Here is a 16808-nt window from a genome sequence, read left to right on the forward strand (position 1 = left end):
CACGGGGCGGCGCCAGGGCGGGCGGCCGCCGCCGCCTCAGCCGGCGGCCGGTGCGGCAGCCGCCGGCTGGGCGGCGCCGTGGCCCAGGTAACTGGCCTGCACCTCGGGCGAGGCGAGCAGCTCGGCCGCCGGGCCCTGCAGGCGGATGTGGCCGGTCTCCAGCACGTAGGCGCGGTCGGCGAGCTTGAGGGCCATGCGCGCGTTCTGCTCCACGAGCAACACGGTCATGCCCTGCTGGCGGATCTGGTGCAGGGAACGGAAGATGTCCCGCACGATGATCGGCGCCAGGCCCAGGCTGGGCTCGTCGAGCAGCAGCAGCTTCGGGTGGGCCATCAGCGCGCGCCCGATCGCCAGCATCTGCTGCTCCCCGCCGGACAGGGTGCCCGCCAGCTGCTCGCGGCGCTCCAGCAGGCGCGGGAACATGGTCCACACCTGCTTGAGGGTCTGCTCGGCCTCGGCGCTGCCGCGCGTGTAGGCGCCCAGGCGCAGGTTCTCCAGCACGCTGAGGGTGGGGAACACGCGCCGTCCCTCGGGCACCTGCGACACGCCCAGGCGCACGATGGCGTCGGCGCCGGTGCGCTGGATCGGCGCGCCGCGCAGCAGGATCTGCCCGCCATGGGGACGCAGCAGCCCGCTGATGGTGCGCATCAGCGTGGTCTTGCCGGCGCCGTTGGCGCCCAGCAGCGCGACGATCTCGCCCTCGGCCACGTCCAGGCTGATGCCCTTGAGGGCCTGGATGTGTCCGTAGCGCACGTCGAGGTCGCGGATTTCCAGCAGTTTCATGCGGCCTCCCCGGCAGGCGCCAGCAGCGCGTCGTCGTCGTCGTCCGTGCCCAGGTAGGCCTCGATCACGTCGGGATGGCTGCGGATGGTCTCGGGCGTGCCCTCGGCGATCTTGCGCCCGAAGTTGATGCACACGATGTGGTCGGTGACGTTCATCACCACGTTCATGTCGTGCTCGACCAGCAGCACGCTGATGCCCTGGGCGCGCACCTCGAGGATGGTCTTGTTGAGCTCGGCCGATTCCTGGTCGTTCAGTCCGGCCGCGGGCTCGTCGAGAATCAGCAGTCGCGGCTTGGCGATCAGCGCGCGCGCCAGTTCCACGCGGCGCTGCACGCCGTAGGGCAGCGAGGCCACGTCCTCCAGCGCCAGCTTGTCCAGGCGCAGGCGCTCGAGCAGCGCCATCACCTGCTCGCGCAGTTCGCGCTCCTCGCGGCGTTGCGCCGGCGTCGCCAGCAGCCCCTGCCACCAGGCCTGCCGGGTCCGCAGGTGCAGGCCCGCCAGCACGTTGTTGACCACGCTCTGCCCCTGGAACAGGCGGATGGTCTGGAAGGTGCGGAAAATGCCCGCCTGGGCCACGCGGTGCGGAGCCCAGCCGGTGATGTCGCGGCCGTCGAAGGACACGCGCCCCTCGGTGGGCTTGTATACCCCGGTGATCAGGTTGAAGGCCGTGGTCTTGCCGGCGCCGTTGGGGCCGATGAGTCCCACCACCTGCGCCGGGCCGACCGCGAAACTCAGCGCGTCCACGGCCTTGAGGCCGCCGAAGCGCACGCCCACGCCGTCCAGGCGCAGCAGCTCGGTTTGCGCAGCCGCGCTCATCGCACGCTCTCCTTGCGCGCCATGCGCGGCCAGATGCCCTGCGGGCGCAGCACCATGATCAGCACCATCGCGATGCCGAACACGAAATAGCGGTATTTCTCGAAGCTCTGGAACGCCTGCGGCACGACGAACATCAACGCGGTGCCCAGCAGCACGCCGGGAATCGAACCCTGGCCTCCGACCAGCACGATGGCGAACAGCGTGACCGACGCCGTGAACACGAAGGACCCGGGGCTGACCGCGGCCATCAGCGCCGCGAACAAGGTGCCGGCGAAGCCGGCCAGCGCCGCGCCCAGCGCGAAGGCGAGCACGCGGTACTTGCGCGTGTCCACGCCCATGGTGGTGGCGGCGAGCTGGTCGTGCTTGATGTAGTGAAAGGTGCGTCCCAGGTGCGAGCGGTCCAGGTTGCGGATCAGCAGCATGATCGCTGCGAAGGCCACCCAGTCGAGCCAGAACTGCGCGTTCTGGCTGCTCGCGTCCAGGCCGAACAGCGAGGGCCCGCCGATGCCGAACACGCCGTCGGCGCCGCCGGTCAGGTGTCCCAGGTTGTTGTCCAGCGCCAGGATGAAAATGGCATTGAAGCCGATGGTGGCCACCAGCAGGTAGTCGCCGCGCAGCTTGACGATGGGCGCGGCCAGCAGCGCGCCCGCCAGCGCCGCGGCCAGCACGGCCAGCGGCCAGGTGGCCAGGATGGGCCAGCCGTACACCGTGTTGAGAATCGCCGTGACGTAGGCGCCGACGCCGAAGTAGACGGCGTGGCCCATGTCGAACATGCCGGCGCGGCCCAGCACCACGTCCTGGCTGAGCGCGACGATGGCGTACACCGCGAACAGCGCGGCGATGAACACCCAGGTCTGGTCCAGCACCAGCGGGATGCCCAGGCCGGCCAGCCACAGCACGACGCCGACCCAGGGGCGGTTGACGAACTCGAGCAGGGCTTTCATCAGACTTTCTCCGCGACGCGCTCGCCCAGCAGCCCGGTGGGACGCAGCAGCAGGATGCCGATCAGCAGCGCGAAGGTGATCGCGTCCTGCCAGGAGCTCGACACGAATCCGGCCGCGAAGGCGTTGAACAGGCCCAGCAGCACGCCGCCCAGCATGGCGCCGGGGATGTTGCCGATGCCGCCGAGGATGGCGGCGATGAAGGCGTTGAGCCCGTAGGTCCAGCCCATGGTGAAGTACACCTGCCGGTAGTACAGGCCGATGAACAGGCCGCCGATGGCGCCGATGGCCGGGCCCAGCACGAACACGCTGACGATCACCCGGTTGACGTTGATGCCCATCAGGCGCGCCGCGTCCTGGTCGCTGGCGGCCGCGCGCATGGCGGTGCCATAGCGGGTGTGGTGCACGAACCAGTACAGCAGGGCCATGAGCAAGGCGCTGCCTGCGATGATCAGCACCTGCACGAGCTCGATGCGCGCGCCGGCCCAGTTCCAGGAATGTGCTGGCAGCAGGTGGCTGGGGAACACGCGCAGTTGCGGGCCCCAGATGAGCATGATGCCGTTCTCGATGAACAGCGAGGCTCCCAGCGCGGACACCACCGCGCTCAGGCGGTCGGCGCGGCGCAGCGGCCGGTAGGCGGTGAATTCAAGCAGCATCCCGGCGGCGCCCACGGCGATGGCGGCCAGGATGAAGGCGCCGCCCAGCAGCAGCAGATGCGACTGCCCGCTGCCCGAGCCGGCGCTCAGCGCCACCAGCCCGATGTAGGCGCCGAACACGCACAGGTCCCCGTGCGCGAAGTTGATCAGGCGCAGCACCCCGTACACCATGGTGTAGCCCAGGGCGATGAGCGCATAGATGCCGCCGACGGTCAGCCCGTTGACGAGCTGCTGCAGCACGGTGCTCAGCATGGAAGTTTCCCCCCCGCGGGGCGCGCGCATCCCTGCGCGCGCCCCGGCGGTGTTTCTTACTTGGCGGCCGCGGCCGGGTAGGTGATCTTGTAGGCGCCGGAGGACGTGACCTCGAAGGCCACGTAGGGGCTGCCCGTGCGCTCGCCCACGGCGTTCCAGGAGAAGGTGCCGGTCAGGCCCTGGAAGTCGTGCAGCTCATGCAGCGCGGGGATCAGCTTGGCCGGCTCCACGCTCTTGATCTTCTCGGCCGTGTACAGCACCGCGCGCAGGCCGTCGGCGTTGGTCAGCGTGAAGATGCTCGGCGGCTGGTGGCCGTAGGCGCTCTGGAACTGGCCCAGGAACTCCTTGGCCGCGGGGTAGGGCAGGTCCTGCGGGGCGGGCACGTTGATGATGGTGGCGCCCGCGGCCGCGGCGCCGGCGATCTTGGCGAAGGCCACGTTCTGGTTGGCGTCGCCGCCGACGAACTTGGCCTTCATGCCCAGCTGGGCCATCTGCGCCTTGATCAGGCCGCCGTCGGTGTAGTAGCCGGAGAAGTACACCACCTGCGGGTTTTGGGCCTTCAGCTTGGTCAGCACCGGGGTGTAGTTCTGCGAGCCGGCGGTGATGAAGGCCTTGTCGAGGACCTCGATGCCGTCCTTCTTCGCGTCGGCCACGACGGCGTCGGCCAGGCCGGTGGAGAAGCTGGAGTGGTCGGTGACCACCGCCACGCGCTTGTAGCCCATGGCCTTGAAGTAGCCGGCGGTGAACACGGCTTCGGCGCTGTTGGGCGGCGCGTTGCGGAAGAAGGTCTTGAAGCCGTGGGCGGTCAGCTCGTCGCTGGTGCCGTCGGAGGTCTGGATCACCTTGGCGCGGGCGTAGATCGGCTGCGCGGCGAGCGCGGCGCCGCTGGTGTAGCTGCCGATGACGGCCAGCACGCCGTCGTTGACCAGTTGGCGCGCGCAGATCGCGGCCGGGGCGGCTTCGCCCTGGTCATCGCAGACCTTGACCTGCAGCTGGTGACCCAGCAGGCCGCCTTTGGCGTTTTGCTGCTTGACCAGCAGCTTGACCGCGTCGGCGATGCCCTGGCCCTCGTTGGCGTACTGCCCGGTGATGGGCGCCTGCACGCCGATGGTGATCGGGGTGGCGGCCTGGGCGGCGGCAGCGCCGAAGGCGCCGGCGACGAGGCCGTAGACGAGCTTCCTGGAGAACTTCATGGTCATGATCTGGCTACTCGCAGAGGTTGAACAAGACGGGGGAGCGAAGCCCGCACCATACCGGGTGTTACCCTGAGACGCATTAGGGTTACACCTAAAGCCGGCACGGAATGGTATCAAGGTTATACCTCGTTCTTTACTTTGCGGCACAAAGGTGCAACCATGCGCGCCATGCCGCTTTGCGGACTGCACAACCGGACTGCATTCATGGGTGTCACGACGATCGGTGTCAAGATTGACGAGCAGGTGCGCCTGCGCATCAAGGCCGCGGCGGAAACGCACGGCCGCAGCCCGCATTACGTGGTCAAGCAGATGATCCTGCAGGGCCTGGAGCGTCTGGAGCGGGGCGAGGGTCTGGCCGCCGGCGAGGAGGCCGCCGAGCCGGGCGGACTGGACGCCACCGAGGCGCAGCAGGAGCCGGCGCCGGTGCCTTTCCTGGAAATGGCACAGGAGGTGCAACCCCAGACCGTGCTGCGCGCGGCCATCACCGCGGCCTACCGGCGCCCCGAGACCGAATGCGTGCCCGCGCTGCTGGCGCAGGCGCAACTCGCGCCGGAACTGGCGGCCTCGGTGCAGGACACGGCACGCCGGCTGGCGCTCAAGCTGCGCTCCAAGCGCACCCGCGGCCTGGTCGAGACCCTGCTGCAGGAGTACGCGCTGTCCAGCCAGGAAGGCATCGCGCTGATGTGCCTGGCCGAGGCCTTGCTGCGCATTCCCGACACCCCCACGCGCGACGCGCTGATCCGTGACAAGGTGGGCGCGGGCGACTGGCAGAGCCATCTCGGCGGCGGACGCTCGCTGTTCGTCAACGCGGCCACCTGGGGCCTGCTGCTCACCGGGCGCCTGGTGGTCACCAGCAGCGAGGACAAGCTGTCCTCGCTGCTCACGCGCCTGGTGGCGCGCGGCGGCGAGCCCATGGTGCGCGGCGGCGTGAACATGGCCATGCGCCTGATGGGCGAGCAGTTCGTGCTGGGCCAGACCATCGCCGACGCCCTGGCCAACGCGCGCAAGCGCGAGGCGCGGGGCTTCCGGCATTCCTATGACATGCTCGGCGAGGCGGCGCTCACCGCGCGCGACGCCGAGCGCTACCTGCGCGACTACGAGCAGGCCATCCACGCCATCGGCAAGTCGGCGCAGCGCCGCGGCATCTACGAAGGCCCGGGGATCTCCATCAAGCTGTCGGCGCTGCACCCGCGCTACAGCCGAGCGCAGCGCCAGCGGGTGATGGAGGAACTGCTGCCGCACCTGAGCCACCTGGCGCGCCTGGCGCGCCAGTACGACATCGGCCTGAACATCGACGCCGAGGAGGCCGACCGCCTGGAGCTGTCGCTGGACCTGCTGGAAAGCCTGTGCTTCGACCCGGCGCTGCAAGGCTGGAACGGCATCGGCTTCGTCGTGCAGGCCTACCAGAAGCGCGCGGCCTTCGTGCTGGATTTCCTCATCGACCTGGCGCAGCGCTCGCGCCGGCGCCTGATGGTGCGCCTGGTCAAGGGCGCCTACTGGGACAGCGAGATCAAGCGCGCCCAGCTCGACGGCCTGGAGGGCTTCCCGGTGTTCACCCGCAAGGTGCATACCGACGTGTCCTACCTGGCCTGCGCGCGCAAGCTGCTCGACGCCCCGCAGGCGGTGTTCCCGCAGTTCGCCACCCACAACGCGCACACGGTGGCGGCCATCCACGCGATGGCCGGCCACAATTTCTACGTCGGCCAGTACGAGTTCCAGTGCCTGCACGGCATGGGCGAGCCGCTGTACGAGGAGGTGGTGTCCTCCGAGGGCCTGAACCGGCCCTGCCGCATCTACGCCCCGGTGGGCACGCACGAGACCCTGCTGGCCTACCTGGTGCGCCGGCTGCTGGAGAACGGAGCCAACACCTCCTTCGTGCACAAGATCAACGATCCCAAGGCCGACCTGGACGAGATCGTCGCCGACCCCGTGCAGGAGGCGCGGCGCATCGTGCCGCTGGGCGCGCCGCACGAACGCATCGCGCTGCCGGTGGATCTGTACGGCGGCGAGCGTGCCAACTCGGCCGGTTTCGACCTCAGCAACGAACAACGCCTGGGCGCGCTGGCCGCGGCCGGGCTGGCCAGCCTGGAGACGCGCTGGCAGGCGCGCCCGCTGCTGGCCGACGGCCAGGTGCAGGGCGCGGCGCGCCCCGTGCTCAACCCGGCCGAGCTGCGTGACGTGGTGGGCTCCGTGGTGGAGGCCGATCCGGCGCTGTGCGCGCGTGCCTTCGAGCTGGCGCTGGCCGAGGCCCCCGTGTGGCAGGCCACGCCGGCGCCCGACCGCGCGGCCATCCTGCAGCGCGCCGCCGATCTGCTGGAGCAGCGCATGCCGCGCCTGGCCAGCCTGATCGTGCGCGAGGCGGGGCGTGCGCTTCCCGCGGCCATCGGCGAGGTCCGCGAAGCGGTGGACTTCCTGCGCTACTACTCGGCGCAGGCGGTGCGCCACCTGCACGATTCCGAGCACCGTCCGCTGGGGCCGGTGGTGGCCATCAGCCCGTGGAATTTCCCGCTGGCGATTTTCACCGGGCAGATCGCGGCGGCGCTGGCCGCGGGCAACGTGGTGCTGGCCAAGCCGGCCGAGCAGACGCCGCTGATCGCGCATGCGGCGGTGGAGATCCTGCTCGAGGCCGGGCTGCCGGCGGGGGCTTTGCAATTGCTGCCGGGGGACGGACGGGTCGGCGCCGCGCTGGTCGGCGATGCGCGTGTGCGCGGCGTGCTGTTCACCGGGTCCACCGAGGTGGCGCGGCTGATCCAGGCCCAGCTGGCCGAGCGCCTGGACGCGCACGGCCTGCCGATTCCGCTGATCGCCGAGACCGGCGGGCAGAACGCGATGGTGGTGGATTCCTCCGCCTTGCCCGAGCAGGCGGTGACGGACATCGTCGCGTCGGCCTTCGACTCGGCCGGCCAGCGTTGCTCGGCCTTGCGCATCCTGCTGGTGCAGGAAGACGTTGCCGATCGTCTGCTCGAGATGCTGCGCGGCGCGATGGACGAGCTGCAGCTCGGACGCCCGGACCGCCTGGATGCCGACGTGGGCCCGGTGATCGACGCGCAAGCGCGCGAGACCATCGAGCGCCACGTCGAGGCCATGCGCTCGCGTGGCTACACGGTGTACGCACCCAAGCTTCCGGAAGCGACTCGGCACGGACACTTCGTGGCGCCCACGCTGGTGGAGATTCCCTCCGTGGACGTACTCGGCCGCGAGGTCTTCGGCCCCGTGCTGCACGTGCTGCGCTACCCCAGCGAGCAGCTGGAGCAGGCCATCGACGCGGTCAACGCGCTGGGTTACGGCCTGACCTTCGGCATCCACAGCCGCATCGACGAGACCATCGCCAGGGCGGGCTCACGCATCCGCGCGGGCAACGTCTACGTGAACCGCAACATCATCGGCGCCGTGGTGGGCGTGCAGCCCTTCGGCGGGCATGCGCGCTCGGGAACCGGGCCGAAGGCCGGCGGCCCGCTGTACCTGCGGCGCCTGGTCGCACCCACCGGGGCTCCGTTCCTGCGCTGCGCCGAGGCGCCCGAGGAACTGCGGCTCTTGCTGGATGCGCTGCGCGGGCAGGGCATCGACATCCCGGCGGCGCAGGCCTACGCGACGCTGGCGCCGGCGGTGCAGCCGGTTCGCCTGGCCGGACCGGTGGGCGAGCACAACGACTATCTGCTGCTGCCGCGGGGCCAATTGCTGTGCCGCGCCGGCAGCCGCGAGGAACTGCTGCGCCAGGCCGCCGCCGCGCTGGCCACCGGCAACGTCGCGTTGTTGTCCGGCGCCCACGCCGAGCAAGCCGCGGCGCTGGTGCCGCAGCCCCTGCGCGAGCGCGTGCGCCTGGCCTCGGCGCAGGACCTGCCCGACGCCGCGTTGTACGAGGGCGGGCCGGCCGGCCTGCGCGAGCTGCAGGCCGAGCTCACGCGCCTGGACCACGCGGTGGTCAACGTCTATGCGCTGCCCAGCGACGGCATCAAGGCCTCGGACTACCCGCTGGAGCTGCTGCTGCACGAGCAGTCGGTGAGCGTGAACACGGCCGCTGCCGGGGGCAACGCCAGCCTGATGACCATCGGCTGAAGCGAGGCGCCGGGTCGTCCCCGCCGAGTCCGCCCCCGCCGAATCCGCGATCGGTGGGCAGGCTCAGCGCGGCACCCCGGCGGCCGCGCCGCGCCAGCAGGCACGTACGCCGGGCAGCGCCAGCAGGCGCTGTTCGATGCGCTGCAGCGCAGGCGCCGAGAGCGGGTCGAAGTTCAAGCTCAGATGGTCGAGGGTGTCGAGGGGCTCCGGGCCCCGGCGCTGTTCGCCGGGCGTGAGCACCATGCCGGTCAGGCGCGCGGGCTCGTCGCGCAGTGCCTCGCAGACGGTCCGCGCCCCCAGCGAATCGCGCTCGGCCAGCAATTCCAGGTCGGGTACGCGCGGGCCGTGCGCGGTATTGCCCTGCAATTCGGCGGCGTGGGACAGGCGGTTCTCGAAGGGCTTGATCCCTGCCAGGATGATCAGGATGATCGCGGTCGCGCTGGTCGCCGCCAGGTACATGCCGCCGCCCACCGCGAGTCCGACGCCGGCCACCGACCACAGGCTGGCGGCCGTGTTGACGCCGCGCAGCACGTCGCCACGCAGCAGGATCACCCCGGCGCCGAGAAAACCGATGCCCGAGACCACCTGCGCGGCCACGCGGGAAGGGTCGAGCACCACGTTGGGGCGGCCCAGGGAATCGGCGAAGCCGAAGGCCGACACCAGCATGACCAGAGCCGCCCCCACGCACACCAGCATGTGCGTGCGCAGCCCAGCCATCCAGTTCAGGCGTTCGCGTTCAAGGCCGATGACGCTTCCCAGCAGCGCCGCGAGCAACAGACGCAGGATCGGATCGTAGCTGTGTGGCATGGCGTCCTCCCTGGCAGCACGATGGGCTGCCATTGGTTTCAAACCTCAGGTTTCAAACCTCAGGTTTCAAACGATAGGTTTCAAAGGAAAGCTTTCCATCATGGCACCATCCGTACGACCCTATTACCCCGTCAGAAATAGGGCCTCACACGCTGCCGCCGTGCCCGAGCATGCCCCGAGCGTGGGGCCAGAGCGCCATGCGCACGACGCGCCCGGGTATGCTTGCGCCATGGACCGAGAACCCGAGGCCGAGCACGGCTGCGACTTGCCCGATCCGCCGGATGCCCAGGCGGACAGCGCCTTCATGCGCCTGGCGCTGGATCAGGCGCAGAACGCCTGGCTGCTGGGCGAGGTGCCGGTGGGCGCCGTGCTGGTGCGCGACGGCAAGGTGCTGGCTACCGGCTACAACCGTCCGGTGGGGGATTCGGATCCCACCGCGCATGCCGAGATCGTCGCGCTGCGCCAGGCCGCCAGCCTGCTGGGCAACTACCGGCTGCCCGGCTGCACGCTGTACGTCACGCTGGAGCCTTGCGCGATGTGTGCGATGGCGATGCTGCACGCGCGCGTGCAGCGGGTCGTGTTCGGGGCCTTCGACCCCAAGACCGGGGCCGGGGGCAGCGTGCTGAACCTGTTCGCGGAATCGCGCCTGAACCACCACGCGCAGCTGCACGGCGGCGTGGAGGCCGCGGCCTGCGGGGCCCTGTTGCAGGAGTTCTTCCGCGAGCGCCGGCGCCTGGGCGCGCAGGAACGCGCGCAGGCCGCCGACGAATCCGGGCAGGGCGCCGCGCAGGGCGGCATCGAGGTCAGCCACCTGGACCAGCCCGGAGAGGATTTCGATGTCTGAACCCGCCGCGCCGAAGGCGCGCAAGGCCTTCCCGCGCGGAGAACTGCGCATCGTCTCTCCTTCCGGCGCCGTGCCGCAGCCGCAACGCGTGCAGCGCGCTGCGCAGCACCTGGGCGAGCTGGGCTTTCGCGTGCGAATCGACTCCGCGGCGCTGTTGCGCGAGCAGCGTTTCGCCGGCAGCGACGCGCGGCGCGTACAGGCGCTGCACCGTGCCGCGCGCAGCCGCGCGAGCGTGGTGATGGCCACGCGCGGGGGCTACGGCCTCACGCGCGTGCTCGATGCGCTGGACTACGCCTTGCTGCACGAGGCCGTGAGCCGGCGAGGACAGGTGTGGGTGGGGCACAGCGATTTCACCGCGCTGCAACTGGCCATGCTGGCGCGCGCCGGCACCGTGAGCTACAGCGGCCCGATGGCGAGTTTCGATTTCGGCGCCGAGCGGGTGGACGAGATCACCCAGGAAAGCTTCCTGGACGTCGTGGATGCACGCCTGGAGGCGGTGGGCTTCGAATGCCCCGACGCCCCGCGCTCGCTCGACGCCTCCGGCGTGCTGTGGGGAGGCAACCTGAGCCTGGTGTGCAACCTGGTGGGCACGCCCTACCTGCCGCGCGCGCGCGGCGTGCTGTTCCTGGAGGACGTGTCCGAGCACCCCTACCGGGTGGAGCGCATGCTCACCCAGCTGCTGGGTGCCGGCGTGCTGCAGCGCCAGCGTGCGGTGCTGCTGGGCGCTTTCACCGACTACCGCCTGAGCGAGCACGACGCCGGCTACGACCTGCCCGACGTGGTGGCCTGGCTGCGCTCGCGCCTGCGCGAGTACAAGGTGCCGGTGCTGAGCGGCTTGCCCTTCGGGCACGTGCGCACCAAGCTGTGCCTGCCGCACGGCGCGCGCTGCCGCCTGCTGCGCGACGGCACGGACGCCTACCTGGTGTTCGGCCACTCGCACGGCGGCCACCATCTGGCGCCGGGCGCGCACGCCCACGGCACCGGGCACGATTCCCACGACCCGCACTGAAGGCGCGGCCGCGCGGGACGCGGCATGCGCCGGCTCGCCGCCGGCGCCTTCGCGTTCAGGCCGTGGCGCTGCCTTCGGCCACGTGTGCCAGCGCGGCGAGGTCCTCGGTGGACAGCACGCGCGGGATGTCCAGCAGGATGATGAAGCCGCTGTCCATGCGCGCCATGCCCTGGATGAACTCGCGGCGCAGCCCGGTGCCGAAGGCCGGCGCCGGTTCGATCTGCGAATCGTCCAGGTCGAGCACGGCGTTGACCGCGTCGACCAGCACGCCCAGTGCCTGCGCGCCGTCGGCGGTGTTCACCTCGACGATGACGATGCAGGTGCGCGCGCGCAGTTCGGTGGGCGGGCGGCCGAAGCGCTGCGACAGGTCGATGACCGGCACCACGTGGCCGCGCAGGTTGATCACCCCGTGCACGAAGCCGGGCATCATCGGGATGGTGGTGGGGCGCGCGTATTCGATGATCTCGCGCACGCCGAGGATGTCCACCCCGTAGGACTCGCCCTGCAGCGAGAAGGTCAGGTACTGGCCGGGCCCCGCGGGACCGTGCGCGTGCAGGGCATCGAGCGAAACCGCCGACGTGGAGGAGGCTGGGACGGGAAGGTTCATGGCGAATGCGGGTGGAATGAACGTGCGTGCAGGGCCGATTGTGCCAGCATGGGCGGTCAGGGTTCGCGCGGGCGGGACATGCGGTGCATCCGCGGCCTCAGGCGGCCTGCGCGCCCGGCAGCGCGCGGTGATGGCGCGTCACCTCGGGCGCCGCGGCGAGCAGGGCCGGAACGTCGAGGATCAGCGCCACGCGCCCGTTGCCCAGGATGGTCGAGCCGCCGATGCCCCGCAGGTGGGCGAACAGCGAGCCCAGCGGCTTGATCACCGTCTGGTACTCGCCCAGCAGGCGCTCGACCACCAGGCCCACGCGCTGCCCCGACGCGGAAACCACGACCACGTTGCGGCGCGAGCCGGCGGCGCCCGGCGCGCCTTCCGCCCGGGTGCCCAGCGCGCGCTCCAGGTGCAGCAACGGCAGCACCTCGCCGCGCAGGTTCAGGTAGCCCTGCTGCGGCGCGTTCTCCGGGTACTGCAGGCACTCGACCACCGCGTCCAGCGGCAGCACGTAGTTGCGCCCGCCGCTTTCGATCAGGAAGCCGTCGATGATGGCCAGGGTCAGCGGCAGGCGCAGGTGCATCGTCGTGCCCCTGCCTGCCTCGCTGTGGATCTCGATGCTGCCGCGGATGGCCTCGATGTTGCGGCGCACCACGTCCATGCCCACGCCACGCCCCGACAGGTCGGTGATGGTCTCTGCGGTGGAGAAACCCGGCTCGAAGATCAGTTTCCACACCTCGGCGTCGGGCATGGCCTCGGCGTCCTCGGCGGCGATCAGGCCGCGCTGCACCGCCTTGGCGCAGATGCGCTCGCGGTTCAGCCCGGCGCCGTCGTCGACCACCTCGATGACGATGCTGCCCGCGTCGTGGGTCGCCGACAAGCGCAGGGTTCCCTGCGCCGGCTTGCCGCGGGCGATGCGTACGTCGGGCTTTTCCAGGCCGTGGTCCATCGAATTGCGCACCAGGTGCATCAGCGGGTCGGTGATGCTCTCCACCAGCGACTTGTCCATCTCGGTCTCGCCGCCCTGGATCACCAGCGCGATGTCCTTGCCGAGTTCGCGCGCGGTGTCGCGCACCACGCGCTGGAAGCGCGCGAAGGTCTCGCCGATCTCCACCATGCGCAGCTTGAGCGCGCGCTCGCGGATTTCCTCCACCAGGCGCGTGACCTGCGCGGCCGCCTCGACCTGCTCGGGCTGCTGCGCGTGAAGCGCGTTGCCGGCGCTGGCGATGACCAGTTCGCCCACCAGGTCGATCAGCGCGTCGAGCTTGTCGGCGGCCACGCGCAGCATCTGGCCTTCGCGGCTGCGCCGCTCCTTGGCCTGGCGCTGCTTGTCCAGCGCCGCCTGCACGATGGGCTCGTGCGTGGCGCCTTCGCGCACCAGGATCTGGCCCAGGGGCTCGCGCTCGCCCTGCGGCTGGCTCAGCGCGCCTTGTTCCTGCTCGCGCAGCGCGTGGTCGAGCTCGTGGCGGGTCAGCGTGCCGACCTGCACCAGGATCTCGCCCAGGCGCAGTTCGTCCTCCGGCAGCGAGCGGATGAGCTCCACGTACTCGGCGATGCGGCTGTGCGCGGGCAGGATGCAGATGTCGCTGTCCTCGCGCACGAACTCGAACACCGCCTCGATGTCCGCCTTGCTCGCTTCGCTGCGGAAATTGATCTCGAAGCCCAGGTAGCAGGACTCCGGGTCCAGCTCGGGCAGCGCGGGCAGCCCGTCGTCCAGCGTGGCGAGCCCGACGATGTCGCCCAATCCGCGCAGGTAGCGGATGAAGGCGAGAGGATCCATGCCGTTGCGCAGGCAATCGCGCCCGAATCGCAGGGAAATGTGCCAGCTGCCGGTGCTTGCCTCCTGCGGTTGCAGGCGCACTACGGTCTCGGCGTCGGCCGCGGACAGCGTCGACACCGTGACCGCGCCCGCAGCGGCCTGCGCCCGCGGTTCGGCGGATGCGGAGGCCGGGGCCTGCGGCAGGCCCGAAGGCGCCTGCAGGCTCTGCAGGCGCGCCACCAGCGCCTGCTCGTTGGAGCCGGGGTGCATGCCGTCGCCGCCCTCGGCCACGGCTTCGATCAGCCCCGCCAGGTGGTCGCGGGCGTCGAGCAGCGTGCCCACCACCGCGTCGTCGGCGGCGACCGCGCCGGCGCGCATCTGGTCCAGCAGGCTTTCCAGGTGGTGGGTGAAGCGCACCACGCCGTCCAGCCCGAACAGGCCGGCCGAGCCCTTGATGGTGTGGGCGGCGCGGAACAGCTCGTTGACCACGTCGGGGTCGGCTCCGCCCTCGAGCTGGAGCAGGCTGTGTTCCATGCCGGAAAGCAGGTCGCGCGCCTCGGTGATGAAGGCCTGCAGCGCCTGCAGCATCTGCTGCTCGAAACTCATGATCGGGCTCCCGTCGTCTCCACCACCGGATCCCCGAAGAAAGCCAGCAGCTGGCACAGTTCCAGGGTTTCCAGCACCGCCGGGCTGTGCGCCACCAGGCTCAGCGCGCGGCCTTGCGCGGCGGCGGCCCGCTTGGTGGACATCAGCAGCTGCACGCCCGAGGTGTCGATCTCGTCGACCCCGGACAGGTCCAGCTCCAGGCGCTGGCGCGTGCGCAGCAGTTCCAGCAGGCGCGCGTGCAGTTCGGCGGCGGCGTAGATGTCCATGGAGCCGCGCAGCTCCACGCGTCCCGGCGCGACCTCGTCGCGGGTCAGCACTTCCATGGTGGGCTCGGCTCCAGGGCTACGGGTAGGGCTTCAGGCCGGCATCAGCTTGGCCACGGCGGCCAGCATCTGCGCAGGTTGGAAGGGCTTGACCACCCAGGCGCGCGCTCCGGCGGCCTGACCCTCGGCCTTTTTCTCGGCCTGGCTCTCGGTGGTCAGCATGATGATCGGGGTGAACTTGTAGTCGGGCTTGGTCTTCACCTGGCGCACCAGCTCGATGCCGTCCATGTTCGGCATGTTCACGTCGCTGATGATCAGGTGCACTTTGCGGCCGTCCAGCTTGGACAGGGCATCGACACCGTCGCAGGCTTCGATCACCTCGTAGCCGGCGCTGGAAAGGGCGATGTTCACCACCTGTCGCAGGGAGGCGGAATCATCGACGATCAGAATGGTCTTGGACATTTCGACAGGCTAACGCGGAGATATTGCGGACGCAACGTTTTAGAAAAAGGTGATCTCGTCGTCGCCGCCGGATTGTGCATCGTTCTGCGCCCCTTCGTGGGCCAGGCGCTGCTCCTGCGTCGTGTAGCCCACGGCCAGGCGCGCCAGCATGGCTTCGCCGTCGGGGCTGGACGGGGACCTGGCGAACTCCTGCGACAGGTCCTGCAGCGCGCGCGCGGCGTGGTCCAGGATCTGGCTGACGCGATCGCCGAATTGCAACGCCACCATGACACGGGAGACTTCCTGTTGCGCCTGCTCGCCCTCGGCTCGCAGCGTGGCCGCCGCGCGCCCCTGCTCGGCGGCCAGTTCGTGCAGGCGCCCCAGCACGCCCTGCACGGCCTGGTCGGTGTCGGCGAAAGTCTGCTTTTCTTCCTCGGTCGAGCGCATCGCGGCCTGGGCCATGGCGCGCATCTCGTTGCCGATGGCCGTCACCCGCTCGGCCATGTCCTGGCTGGTCAGGCGCGACTGCGCGGAGAGCTTGCGCACTTCCTCGGCGACGATGGAAAAGCCGCGTCCGTGCTCTCCGGCTCGCGCCGCCTCGATGGTGGCGTTGAGCGCCAGCAGGTCGGTCTTGGCGGCCAGCGCGGCCACGCGTTCGACCAGCCCGTGCAGGGCGCTGGCGTGCCCGGTCACGCCCTGCGCCTGGCGCGCTGCCTCGTCGCGCCGTTGCAGGGCTACGCGCAGTTTCTCCACCATCTGGCCGAGCTCCTCGCGGCTTTGCGAGAAGGCGTCGGCCACGGCCGAGCCGGCCTGCGCCGAGGCGGCCGCGTCGGAGGCGCGCATGGATTTCTCGAAACTCGCGTGCAGCTGCGCGAAGCGCCGGCTGAGGTCGAGCACCGCGCCGTCCATCTGAGAGCGCGCACCCTGGACGTGCTGCGACAGCAGCTCCAGCGCGCGCGCCGCGGGGGAGTCGGCGGGCGCCGCCGCGCCGGCGGCGGTCGGGACGAAGTGGGCGGCATCTTGCATGGCGGTCTCTCGGTTGGCGCGGGGCGCCGGGCTACAGGCCCAGCTGGGACAGCAGGTCGTCGACGTTGTCCTGGTCGAGGCGGCCGGCACCGAAGGTGTCGGACAGGGCCTCGGCAGGAAGCACGGCGTGCAGCTCGACCAGCGCGGGCTGCTCCCCGGCGGCGACCGGCCCCAGCTTGCCGAGCGCGTCCTGGATGCGCGACTCCACGGCCTGCAGCAGCGAAATGGTCTTTTTCAGGCGCTGGCCGGTCAGGTCCTGGCCCTGCTGGGTGGTCAGGATGGTCTGCAGGTGCCCTTCGAGGCGCTGCAGGCGCTGGTCGATGAAGCCGCCGTTGGTGTCGCGGATGGCCTGCAGCTCGGCCTGCGCGGCCTCCACCGCCTCCAGGGTCAGCATGGCCTGCTGCTCGCTCAGGTGCAGCACCTCCTGCAGCGGGTGGCTGGCCCCGGGCAGGTCGCTGGAGGCGTGCAGGATGCGCTGCACGCCCTGGGTGAGCAGCGCGTCGGCCTCGCGCAGGTTGTGCAGCGCCTGGCCCGAGGCCTGCGCGTCCGGTGGGCTGCTCATGACCGACCCCCGCCCTGCAGCCGGTGCAGGATGCCGTCGATCTTGGCCTTGAGCGCGTCGGCCGGGAAGGGCTTGACGATGTAGCCGTTGACCCCCGCCTGCGCGGCCGCCAGGATGTTCTCCTTCTTCGCCTCGGCCGTGACCATCAGCACCGGCAGGCCGCGGATGCCGGGGTCCTCGCTGGCGCGGATCTC

At 70.6% G+C, this 16808-nt stretch carries 16 protein-coding genes; 3 read left to right on the top strand and 13 right to left on the bottom strand.

Translation table 11 applies throughout. The features are described from left to right. Positions 1–36 precede the first annotated feature (36 nt). The 5 genes from D466_RS0113975 to D466_RS0113995 are packed head-to-tail and all read right to left on the bottom strand — an operon-like array spanning position 37 to position 4646. Positions 37–777, bottom strand: coding sequence for an ABC transporter ATP-binding protein (locus D466_RS0113975; RefSeq protein ID WP_369759427.1), 741 nt, complete (start codon positions 775–777; stop codon positions 37–39). A 2-nt stretch (positions 778–779) separates the two neighbouring features. Continuing rightward, complete coding sequence (locus tag D466_RS0113980) at positions 780–1598, bottom strand: ABC transporter ATP-binding protein (RefSeq protein WP_018914330.1); 819 nt, start codon at positions 1596–1598, stop codon at positions 780–782. Next, complete coding sequence (locus tag D466_RS0113985; protein WP_018914331.1) at positions 1595–2542, bottom strand: branched-chain amino acid ABC transporter permease; 948 nt, start codon at positions 2540–2542, stop codon at positions 1595–1597. The genes D466_RS0113980 and D466_RS0113985 overlap by 4 nt, the downstream gene beginning before the upstream one ends. Beyond that, the gene (locus D466_RS0113990) at positions 2542–3447 is read right to left on the bottom strand and encodes a branched-chain amino acid ABC transporter permease (RefSeq protein ID WP_018914332.1); all 906 of its coding nucleotides are present in this window, start codon (positions 3445–3447) and stop codon (positions 2542–2544) included. Before D466_RS0113990 ends, D466_RS0113985 begins: the two co-directional genes overlap by 1 nt. Positions 3448–3503: 56 nt before the next feature. After that, positions 3504–4646 (bottom strand): branched-chain amino acid ABC transporter substrate-binding protein, encoded by a 1143-nt coding sequence (locus D466_RS0113995; protein ID WP_018914333.1) that lies wholly within the window; start codon positions 4644–4646, stop codon positions 3504–3506. A gap of 201 nt (positions 4647–4847) precedes the next feature. Between D466_RS0113995 and putA the strand changes: the two genes are divergently transcribed. Continuing rightward, entirely contained in the window at positions 4848–8699 is a 3852-nt protein-coding gene (gene putA / locus D466_RS0114000; protein ID WP_018914334.1) for a trifunctional transcriptional regulator/proline dehydrogenase/L-glutamate gamma-semialdehyde dehydrogenase, read from the top strand. A 63-nt stretch (positions 8700–8762) separates the two neighbouring features. Here putA and D466_RS0114005 read toward each other — a convergent pair whose 3' ends face one another. Then, positions 8763–9506: an MgtC/SapB family protein gene (locus D466_RS0114005; protein ID WP_018914335.1), complete on the bottom strand. Its 744-nt coding sequence runs from the start codon at positions 9504–9506 to the stop codon at positions 8763–8765. A gap of 229 nt (positions 9507–9735) precedes the next feature. Here D466_RS0114005 and tadA point away from each other — a divergent pair, with 229 nt between their 5' ends. Next, on the top strand, positions 9736–10350 hold the full coding sequence (tadA, locus tag D466_RS0114010; RefSeq protein ID WP_018914336.1) for a tRNA adenosine(34) deaminase TadA: 615 nt from the start codon (positions 9736–9738) through the stop codon (positions 10348–10350). Next, positions 10343–11359 (top strand): LD-carboxypeptidase, encoded by a 1017-nt coding sequence (locus tag D466_RS0114015; protein ID WP_018914337.1) that lies wholly within the window; start codon positions 10343–10345, stop codon positions 11357–11359. The genes tadA and D466_RS0114015 overlap by 8 nt, the downstream gene beginning before the upstream one ends. Before the next feature lie 55 nt (positions 11360–11414). Here D466_RS0114015 and D466_RS0114020 read toward each other — a convergent pair whose 3' ends face one another. The 7 genes from D466_RS0114020 to D466_RS0114050 form a co-directional block, all read right to left on the bottom strand. Further along, entirely contained in the window at positions 11415–11966 is a 552-nt protein-coding gene (locus tag D466_RS0114020) for a chemotaxis protein CheW (RefSeq protein ID WP_018914338.1), read from the bottom strand. 97 nt (positions 11967–12063) lie between these two features. Beyond that, the gene (locus D466_RS0114025) at positions 12064–14322 is read right to left on the bottom strand and encodes a chemotaxis protein CheA (RefSeq protein ID WP_018914339.1); all 2259 of its coding nucleotides are present in this window, start codon (positions 14320–14322) and stop codon (positions 12064–12066) included. Continuing rightward, positions 14319–14645, bottom strand: coding sequence for a lipid asymmetry maintenance protein MlaB (locus D466_RS0114030; protein ID WP_018914340.1), 327 nt, complete (start codon positions 14643–14645; stop codon positions 14319–14321). The genes D466_RS0114025 and D466_RS0114030 overlap by 4 nt, the downstream gene beginning before the upstream one ends. A 33-nt stretch (positions 14646–14678) precedes the next feature. Beyond that, complete coding sequence (locus D466_RS0114035; protein WP_018914341.1) at positions 14679–15047, bottom strand: response regulator; 369 nt, start codon at positions 15045–15047, stop codon at positions 14679–14681. A gap of 39 nt (positions 15048–15086) precedes the next feature. Next, positions 15087–16052: a methyl-accepting chemotaxis protein gene (locus D466_RS0114040; RefSeq protein ID WP_018914342.1), complete on the bottom strand. Its 966-nt coding sequence runs from the start codon at positions 16050–16052 to the stop codon at positions 15087–15089. Between the two features lie 31 nt (positions 16053–16083). Then, complete coding sequence (locus D466_RS0114045) at positions 16084–16614, bottom strand: protein phosphatase CheZ (protein ID WP_018914343.1); 531 nt, start codon at positions 16612–16614, stop codon at positions 16084–16086. Next, the coding region (locus D466_RS0114050) for a response regulator (RefSeq protein ID WP_018914344.1) at positions 16611–16808 on the bottom strand (198 nt) is incomplete at its 5' end. The genes D466_RS0114050 and D466_RS0114045, both read right to left, overlap by 4 nt.

The organism is Thiomonas sp. FB-6 (assembly GCF_000377645.1).
Lineage (GTDB): Bacteria > Pseudomonadota > Gammaproteobacteria > Burkholderiales > Burkholderiaceae_C > Thiomonas_A.

Bases quoted from the DNA above. Each gene is read 5' to 3' on its own strand.
- tadA (WP_018914336.1), top strand. From the start codon at position 9,736: ATGGACCGAGAACCCGAGGCCGAGCACGGCTGCGACTTGCCCGATCCG.
- D466_RS0114030 (WP_018914340.1), bottom strand. From the start codon at position 14,645: ATGGAAGTGCTGACCCGCGACGAGGTCGCGCCGGGACGCGTGGAGCTG.
- D466_RS0113985 (WP_018914331.1), bottom strand. From the start codon at position 2,542: ATGAAAGCCCTGCTCGAGTTCGTCAACCGCCCCTGGGTCGGCGTCGTG.
- D466_RS0114020 (WP_018914338.1), bottom strand. From the start codon at position 11,966: ATGAACCTTCCCGTCCCAGCCTCCTCCACGTCGGCGGTTTCGCTCGAT.
- D466_RS0114025 (WP_018914339.1), bottom strand. From the start codon at position 14,322: ATGAGTTTCGAGCAGCAGATGCTGCAGGCGCTGCAGGCCTTCATCACC.
- D466_RS0114015 (WP_018914337.1), top strand. From the start codon at position 10,343: ATGTCTGAACCCGCCGCGCCGAAGGCGCGCAAGGCCTTCCCGCGCGGA.
- D466_RS0114035 (WP_018914341.1), bottom strand. From the start codon at position 15,047: ATGTCCAAGACCATTCTGATCGTCGATGATTCCGCCTCCCTGCGACAG.
- D466_RS0114045 (WP_018914343.1), bottom strand. From the start codon at position 16,614: ATGAGCAGCCCACCGGACGCGCAGGCCTCGGGCCAGGCGCTGCACAAC.
- D466_RS0114005 (WP_018914335.1), bottom strand. From the start codon at position 9,506: ATGCCACACAGCTACGATCCGATCCTGCGTCTGTTGCTCGCGGCGCTG.
- putA (WP_018914334.1), top strand. From the start codon at position 4,848: ATGGGTGTCACGACGATCGGTGTCAAGATTGACGAGCAGGTGCGCCTG.
- D466_RS0114040 (WP_018914342.1), bottom strand. From the start codon at position 16,052: ATGCAAGATGCCGCCCACTTCGTCCCGACCGCCGCCGGCGCGGCGGCG.
- D466_RS0113995 (WP_018914333.1), bottom strand. From the start codon at position 4,646: ATGACCATGAAGTTCTCCAGGAAGCTCGTCTACGGCCTCGTCGCCGGC.
- D466_RS0113990 (WP_018914332.1), bottom strand. From the start codon at position 3,447: ATGCTGAGCACCGTGCTGCAGCAGCTCGTCAACGGGCTGACCGTCGGC.
- D466_RS0113980 (WP_018914330.1), bottom strand. From the start codon at position 1,598: ATGAGCGCGGCTGCGCAAACCGAGCTGCTGCGCCTGGACGGCGTGGGC.